This window comes from Mycoplana sp. 10N416 (assembly GCF_056394765.1).
The window spans coordinates 1-420 of sequence record NZ_JBFTIM010000058.1 but is presented as its reverse complement, the minus strand read 5'-3'; the positions used below and the strand labels follow the sequence as shown (position 1 = coordinate 420).

The following is a 420-nucleotide window of genomic DNA, read 5'->3' as shown; positions in this document are numbered from 1 at the left end:
CACGTTAGTCGCGTCGTCCACGCACACAATGATGCGGGCGAGCTTCGCAAGCCGTGCTAGACGCGCGATCTTCTTCGGTCCACACACCTGGTTGGTGATGAGGACGTCCGTGATTCCTGCCCGTACTAGAGCTTCCGCTTCCGATACCTTCTGGCAGCAGATGCCACAGGCGCCGCCTCTGGCCATCTGGTAGAGAGCGATATCGGCAGACTTGTGCGTCTTCGCATGTGCACGAAGACGCACATTCATACCCTCAGCTTTAGCGCGCATACCAGCGCAATTCCGCTCGAAAGCGTCAAGATCGATGATCAGAGCCGGTGTCTGTACATCATCGAGAGAATCCCCGATGGCGGCCGGGATGTCGTAACCAACTTCAAGATCGTCCATTGCTCCTGCCACTCCGTGAGACTCCAAACCTTC

General features: G+C 57.1%; 1 protein-coding gene. It reads right to left on the bottom strand.

The window, feature by feature from the left end; translation table 11 throughout:
• The coding region (locus AC1DDS_RS25795) for an alanine racemase (RefSeq protein ID WP_477481447.1) at positions 1 to 387 on the bottom strand (387 nt) is incomplete at its 3' end.
• Positions 388 to 420 lie beyond the last annotated feature (33 nt).